The 7,219-nt window shown below is 77.2% G+C and carries 5 protein-coding genes and 1 pseudogene; 3 read left to right on the top strand and 3 right to left on the bottom strand.

Going from position 1 to position 7,219, the window contains the following annotated elements:
- From ACTUAL_RS24660 to ACTUAL_RS24650, 3 genes and pseudogenes are all read right to left on the bottom strand, one after another.
- Positions 1–1,757: pseudogene (locus tag ACTUAL_RS24660) on the bottom strand (hypothetical protein); the annotation flags it as partial.
- Positions 1,758–2,173: 416 nt separating this feature from the next.
- Positions 2,174–3,202, bottom strand: coding sequence for an ABC transporter ATP-binding protein (locus ACTUAL_RS24655; RefSeq protein ID WP_440901924.1), 1,029 nt, complete (start codon positions 3,200–3,202; stop codon positions 2,174–2,176).
- On the bottom strand, positions 3,199–4,401 hold the full coding sequence (locus tag ACTUAL_RS24650; RefSeq protein WP_440901923.1) for a LolA family protein: 1,203 nt from the start codon (positions 4,399–4,401) through the stop codon (positions 3,199–3,201). The genes ACTUAL_RS24655 and ACTUAL_RS24650 overlap by 4 nt, the downstream gene beginning before the upstream one ends.
- 154 nt (positions 4,402–4,555) lie before the next feature.
- Here ACTUAL_RS24650 and ACTUAL_RS24645 point away from each other — a divergent pair, with 154 nt between their 5' ends.
- The 3 genes from ACTUAL_RS24645 to ACTUAL_RS24635 form a co-directional block, all read left to right on the top strand.
- Positions 4,556–5,275, top strand: coding sequence for a response regulator transcription factor (locus ACTUAL_RS24645; protein ID WP_096497596.1), 720 nt, complete (start codon positions 4,556–4,558; stop codon positions 5,273–5,275).
- Positions 5,272–6,555 carry a sensor histidine kinase gene (locus ACTUAL_RS24640; protein ID WP_440901922.1) on the top strand — a complete coding sequence of 428 codons (1,284 nt, stop codon included), beginning with the start codon at positions 5,272–5,274 and terminating at the stop codon, positions 6,553–6,555. The genes ACTUAL_RS24645 and ACTUAL_RS24640 overlap by 4 nt, the downstream gene beginning before the upstream one ends.
- Before the next feature lie 90 nt (positions 6,556–6,645).
- A partial coding sequence (locus ACTUAL_RS24635; protein WP_440901921.1) for an NUDIX domain-containing protein occupies positions 6,646–7,219 on the top strand: 574 nt, incomplete at its 3' end.

Raw genomic sequence — 7,219 nt, 5'->3', positions numbered from 1 at the left:
CCGCTCGCGGACGGCGGGTTGCCCGCCGGGGCCGGGCCGGTGGCGGGGGTGGCGCCCGGTGGGGTGTGGCCGGTGGCGGGCGGGGTCTGGCCGGCGGCAGGAACGGCGCCCGGAGGGGTCTTGCCGCCTGCGAGGACGGCGCCCGGCGGGGTCTTCCGGCTCGCGGGGGTGGCGATCAGCGGGGTGTGGCTGCCTGCGGGGCGGGGGACGGGCGGGGTGCTGCCGTTCGGGCTCGGCGCGACCGGTGGGTAGAAGCCGCTGGCCGAGGTGGTGACGGGCAGGTAGTAGCCGCTCGCGGACGGCGGGTTGCCCGCCGGGGCCGGGCCGACCGGCTGGTGGAAACCGGTGCCGGGGGGAGTGGTGGGCCGGTTGCCGCCTGCGGGGGCGACGGGCCGGTGGAAGCCGCTCGCCTGCGGCGCGGGCGGCGCGGCGGCGGGTGGCACAGGGGCGGGTGGCACAGGGGCGGTGGGGGGCGCGGACGGGGCCATGGGCGCGCGGGACACGCGCCTCGCGGCCGGTGCGGCGGGCGCCAGCGGCGCGGACGTGCTGATGACCTGGGTCGTCGCGGGGGAAGCCGGTTCGGGGGCAGGTGCCGCGGGCGTCGTGGCGGGCGCGTCGGCTGCCTGCGTCGCGACTGCGGCCGACACCACGGCGGCCGACACCACGGCCGAGGGCACGACGGTGGACGGCGTCGCGGTCGGCAGGCTCCCCGCGCCCGAGGCGGTGACGGGCGGGTAGTAGCCGCTGGCGGTCGTGGTCACGGGCTGGTGGAAACCGGTGCCGGGACGGGAAGCCTGGCGGCTGGGCGACTGCTCGCGCGCTCCGGGGGCGGGCGCGGACTGGGCAGCGGGCCGGGCGGGCGCGCCGGGCTTGGTGGGCGCCGTCGGCTTCAGGCGCGCGGAGGAGTTGGGGGGCGACACGGGCTTGCCGTGCGCGGGAGTGCCAGGCGCGGGAGTGCCGGGCGCGGGAGCGCCGGGCGGGATGGTGCCGTGCTTGGGCTTGCCGGGCGCAGCGGCGCCGGGCACCGGCGTGGTGGACGTGGGCTTGCCGGGCGCGGGCTTGCCGGGCGGGAGGGTGGTGGGCACGACCTGCGTGACGGAGGCGTCCGGCTCGGCGGGCACCGTGGGCAGCACCTGGGTGACCGAGGCGTCCAGCTCCGGGGGAGCGGTCAGCGCCGAGGGGGTGCCGAGGGCGGAGCTCAGCGCGGGGGGCGTCTCCGGGGCGAACCGCGTGCCGGGGGCGCTCGACGGCGTGGTCGCGCCCGGTCCGGCCTGCGCGTCGTCGGTCACGGCGGCCAGCCGGGTGGTCTCGTCCAGGCCGACCGGCGTCGGGTTCGGCAGCACCCGGTGGCCCGCGGCGAGGCGCTTCGCGCGCTTGCCCCTGACGGGCTTCTCGCCGCTGTGGCCGATCGCCTCCAGCTGCGCGGTCTCGGCCTCGCCCGCGGGCTTCGCGTGCCGCGACGGGGCGGCGTCGAAGCGCTGCGGCCAGCCCGCGCCGATCCTGGCGCGCTGCTCCGGCGTCGACAGGCTCGGTCCCGCCGGGTGCTCCCCCTTGGCCCACTCGGGGACCGCGCCGATCAGCTCCGGGTCGACCGGCTGCGTGGCGCCCAGCTCCGCGCCGGACAGGTCCGCGCCGGACAACTCCGCGCCGGACAGCTCCGCCCCGTCCGACCCGGTCCGGACCGCGCTGGAGGCGTCCTCGGGCGCGCCCGGCTCCGCCGCGCCGCGCTTGCGCAGGACCTCCAGGATGCTCCGCACCGCGGCGTCCGAACCGGAACCCGCGGGCCCCGGACCGTCCCAGCGCGACGCGTCCCACCCGGACCCGCCCGACCCGGACCCGCCCGACCCCGACTGCCCAGGCCCGGACTGCCCCAGCGCCGATTCCCCCGTCCCGGACTCCCAGGGCGCGCCCCCGTCGGAAGCGGAACCCCCAGCCGCCGCAACGCTCCCAGCGCCACCCGACCCGACCCCGCCACCCTCCCCACCCCGCTCGTGCTCGTGCTCGTCCCTCGAAGGGCGCGGCGCCCCCGTCACCGGGCGCGACGCGCCCTCGGGGTGCGCGGGCGCCGGGTGCGCCGCGGGCTCGTGCTCGGTCCGGGAGTGCCTCGGACCGCCGTCTGCCTGCGCGTGCTCGGACTCCGGCCTGGAGTGCCTCGGTCCTGGCGTGCGCACCGTCATCGGGACCCCTCTTCTATCGTGTCGACCGCCGACATGTGCTCGGCGTCGCCCGCCTCGGTCAGCCGGGCGAACAGGTCTTCCAGCCCCGTGCGCTGCCTGAGCGCCTCGTGCACCGGAACACCAGCCTGCACCAGTGTGCGCAAAACCTCCGGCGCTGTCGTGGAGATCAATTCCACTCGCACCCCGCCGGTCCACTGCCGGGCCGATATCCGCGCAGCTCGCAGGGCGTTCAGCGCCTCGTCAACGTCAGGGGTCGACACCAGCAGCGCGTTGCTCTCCGACTGGAGCAGGTCGGCCAGCTCGCCCTGCGCCACGACGGTCCCCCGGTGCAGCACGGCGGCGTGCGTGCAGGTCGCCTCGATCTCGCTCAGCAGGTGCGAGGACACCACGACGGTGCTGCCCGACGCGTGCAGGTCCGCGATCACCTTCCGCACCTCGCGGGTGCCCGCCGGGTCGAGCCCGTTCGTGGGCTCGTCGAGCACGACCAGCTTGCGCGGCACCAGCAGCGCGCCCGCAAGGCCGAGGCGCTGCTTCATGCCCAGCGAGTACCCCCGGTACCGGCGGTGCGCGGCGCCCGCGAGCCCGACCCGCTCCAGCGCGTCCTCCACGGCCCGCCGGATCGCCCGCGTCTCCAGCAGCGGCTCGAACGCCGCCGCCCGCACCAGGTTCTCCCGCCCGGACAGGAACGGGTGGAACCCCGGCCCCTCCACGAGCGCGCCCACGTGCGGCAGGGCGCGGGTCGCGCCGTCCGGCATGTCCTCGCCGAGCAGCTCCACCTCGCCCTCGGTCGGCCGCACCAGGCCGAGCAGCATCCGGATGGTGGTGGTCTTGCCCGACCCGTTCGGCCCGAGCACCCCCAGCACCGCGCCCTCGGGCACCTCCAGGTCCACCCGGTCCACCGCGACCGTGCGCCCGTACACCTTGCGCAGCCCCCGCGTCCTGGCGGCGAGGACCGGGGTGGAGCCGGCGCCGCGCGCCGACCCCACCCGCTCGCCCGCCGGAGCGGAGACGTCCGAACCGGTCACTTCACCTGGCCGATCGCCTCGACGAGCACCTGCTCGGGCACCGCGCCCAGCGCGACCCGGCCGTCGTCGGCGATCAGCGCCGACCCGACCCTGGTGCTGATCAGCGTGCCGCTGCCCCAGTCGCCGCTGACCTTCTTGCCCAGCTGCGACAGCAGCTTCTGCGGGTCCAGGCCCTGACCGCGCCTGTCCTGGTCCGCCGAGCCCTCGGAACCGGACCCGGTCGAGTCCTCGGAACCGCGGGCCCACGGCGGACGGCTGTCCGACCGGCCCTCGACCCCGTCGACCCGCTTGCCGAACCGGCCGTCGCGGGCCTGGCCCAGCTGCCCCAGCACGTCCGGGGAGGCCTTGGCCACCAGCACGGCGTCCCAGCCCTCACCGACCGTCTTCAGGCCCGACTCCTGGGCGAGCTTCTCGGCCTGCTCGGAGTCCGGGCCGCGCTTCGCGCCCTCGTCCTTCGCCTTCCCCTCCACGACCTCCGCGTTGGCGGGCGGCGTGAACGAGAACAGCGAGGCGTCCTGCGCACCGGCCTCGAAGTCGGTGAACCCGATCTGCGCGGCGGGCTCGGCGGTGCCGTTGGTCAGCACCGACACCCGCAGCGGCACGCGCAGCTCCGAGTCCACCGCGACCCGCACCTCGCGCAGCACGGTCCGCTCGTCCGGCTTCGGCGCGAGCACCAGCTCGTACGCGGACCGGTTCGCCACCCGCGCCGTGCCGTCGACGGACACGTCGCTGTACTGCTGGACGGCGGTCACGACCTCGCGGGCCGCGCTCACCGGGTCCGCCACCTTCCGCTCGGCGGGCCGCTCGTCCGCCGAGTGCTTGACGACCTTCTGGTCGGCGGAGTTCCACATCCACAGCGTGGAGCCGTCGTTGACGAGGGTCCGCTCCGAGTTGCCGCTGGGCAGCTGGACCCTGGTGCGGCCCTGCCCGTCGGTCCACATGCGGGCCTTGCTCTCGCCGTCCGACAGCTGCGGCGCGCCCGCCAGCACCGGGATGCCCAGGTTGTTGTCCACCTGGATCGAGCCGCCGAACGCCGCGGGCTTCGCGGTCAGCACGGACTCGACGAGCTCCTGGGCCCCGACCTCGGGCAGGACCGGCGCCGGACCCGCGCCCGCGGGCATGGCCAGCACGCCGAGGCCGACGACGCCCGCCGCCACCCCCGCCGCCGCGACCGCCACGGTCGTCCTTCTCCGGTTCATGTCCCCTCCTCGTGACGTCGGCGGACGGGGTTGCCCACCGACAGCGCCCACGATGCTCCGGTGACGCTGAGACCGTGCTGAGACCCTGAGAGGCCGCTGAGAGCCCGCCGGGGTTCGCGTGCCGATTGTCCCCCGCGCGGGCCATGCTGTGCCGGTGAGGCCACGGGTGCTGGTAGTCGACGACGAGGTGGGCGTTCGCCGCGCCCTTGAGCGCGGGCTGGCCGCCGAGGGCATGGAGGTGGTCAGCGCCGCCGACGGCGACACGGCGCTGCGCGCGGCCCTGACCGGGGCGTTCGACGTGGTCCTGCTGGACATCATGCTGCCGGGGCTGTCCGGGTACCGGGTGCTCCAGCGGATGCGCGCCGAGGGGGTGCGCACGCCGGTGCTGATGGTGTCGGCCAAGGACGGCGAGGTCGACCAGGCCGACGGGCTCGACCTGGGCGCGGACGGGTACCTGGTCAAGCCGTTCTCGTTCGTGGTGCTGGTCGCGCAGGTCAGGGCGCTGCTGCGGCGCGGGTCCGCCGAGCTGGCCAGGCGCAGGCTGCGGCTGGGCGAGCTGGTCGTGGACCGGGCGGTGCGCGAGGTCAGCTGGGCGGGCACGCCGGTGCCGCTGTCGCCGCGCGAGTACGCGGTGCTGGACGTGCTGGCCGGGCGCGCCGGGTCCGTCGTCACCAAGGACGAGCTGCTGCGCACCGTGTGGGGCGACGAGCAGGCCGCCACCCGCAACGCGGTCGAGGTGTACGTCGGGTACCTGCGGCGCAAGCTGGAGGCGGTCGGCGCGGGCGAGGTCGTGCGCACCGTGCGCGGACACGGCTACCTGGCGTCCGCGGGCGACCTGGACGCCTCGCTCGGTCCGGCGGTCAAGCGCAGGTGAACCCCGACCTGTGGTGGTGGGAGCGGTGGTGGCTGCGGCGCACCCTCAGGTTCCGGATCACCGTCGTCGCCACCGGGGCCGCGCTGCTGTGCCTGCTGGCGTTCACCCTGTTCGCGCCGCTGCTCATCGGGCGCGTCCAGGTCGGCGCGGTCGACCGGGAGCTGGAGCGGGCGGGCGTGACCAGGCTGCTCGACGTCGCGGGCGCGCCCGTGGACGGCGGGCCGCCGCTCGACCTGACCTCCGCCGACGTCCGGCAGCTGCGCGCGGGCGAGTCCGTGCTGCGGCTGGACGGCGACAGCGCGCACCGCTGGGTCGGGCGGGTCGAGTTCGCCGACGACGGCACGCCCCGGCTGCGGGTGACCGGGGACGTGCTGGTCGGGTACGCCGAGGCCAACCGGCTCGGCACCCGCTGGCTGGCGCTCGCCGCGGTCGCCGTCGCGCTGCTGGTGGGGGTGGCGACCTGGCTGGCGGTGCGCACGTCGCTGCGGCCGGTCGAGCGGATGCGGGTCGCGGCCGGGGAGCTGCCGCACGGGCGGCGGCTGCCGCTGCCCGACGCGCGCGACGAGCTGCGGGAGCTGGCGGTCGCCCTGAACGCGCTGCTGGCCAGGCGGGACGAGGCCAGCGACCGGCTGCGGCGGTTCACCGGCGACGCCGCGCACGAGCTGCGCTCGCCGGTGACGTCGGTGCGGGCGCAGGCCGAGGTGGCGGTCGCGCACCCGGACCCGGACTTCTCGCTGGAGGTCCTGGAGTCGGTGGTGGAGGAGTCGCAGCGGATGTCCGCGCTGGTGGACGCCCTGCTGATCCTGGCGCGCGCGGACTCCGGCGAGCTGCCGAGACCGGAACCGGTCGACCTGGTGCTCCAGGCGCAGGCCGCGGTCGACCGGCTGGGGGAGGTGGAGCCGGTCGTGCTGGTGACCGCGCCGATGGGCGCGTGCCTGGTGTGGGCGGCCGGGCCCGAGGTGGAGCTGGTGCTGGACAACCTGCTGCGCAACGCGGTCCGGTACGCGCAGAACCAGATCCGGGTGTCGGTGCTGCCCGCCGGGCGCGAGGTGCGGGTGGTGGTGGACGACGACGGGCACGGGATCCCCGAGGAGCACCGGGGGCGGGTGTTCGAGCGGTTCTACCGGGTGGAGAGCGACCGGGGGCGGGCCAGCGGCGGGTTCGGGCTGGGGTTGGCGCTGGTGGCGCACCTGGTGCTGGCGCGGCGGGGGGCGGTGCGGGCGGCGGAGTCGCCGGAGGGCGGGGCGCGGGTGGAGGTGCGGTGGCCGGTGTACCGGTGAGGACGCCGCGGGCGGGGCGGGCGCGGTGGGCGCGGTGGCCCGGCCGCCGGTGAGGCCGGTGGTCGGGGGAGTCCGCTAGGTTCTGCGGCCGTGCCGGAGATCCTGGGGACGACGCTGGTGGACGCGGGCGTGCCCGCCGTGGCGGGGGCGCTGCTGGACACCGCGCCGCTGGTGGAGGCGGCCCGCGCGGCGGGCGTCGAGCTGCGCGCGGGGAAGCTGCTGGTCGAGGGCGGCCGGGTCACCGGCACGCGCGGGCCGGTCCTGCTCAAGCTCACCGCGACCAGGGCCGACCTGACCGGTGTCACCCTGTCGGGGCGGGGCTTGGCGCTGACCACGGACCTGGTGCGCACCGGCGGCGGCACGCTGGTCGTGGACCGGGTCGAGTGGACCGCGCCCGGTGGGCCGCTGGCGCGGGTGTTCGACGTCGTGCTCGGGCGGGCGCTGGCGCTGCGGCTGCTCCGGGCCCGCTCGGAGCGCCTGGTCCGGCGGGTCGGGGAGCTGGCCGGGGCGAGGGTGGTGGTCGGGGCGGCGATCACGCGCGGGGGCCGCCTCCTGGTGCAGCAGCGGGCGTTCCCGGCGGACGCCGAGGGCCGCTGGGAGCTGCCCGGCGGCCGGGTCGACCCCGGTGAGGACGACCGCGCCGCGCTGACCCGCGAGTGCCGCG

The sequence above is a fragment of the Actinosynnema sp. genome, from assembly GCF_052038725.1.
The sequence above is the reverse complement of the archived record's forward strand: the minus strand, read 5'-3'. Positions and strand labels throughout refer to the sequence as shown.

Coding starts and splice junctions, on each gene's coding strand:
- ACTUAL_RS24650 (WP_440901923.1), bottom strand. CDS start 4,401: ATGAACCGGAGAAGGACGACCGTGGCGGTCGCGGCGGCGGGGGTGGCG.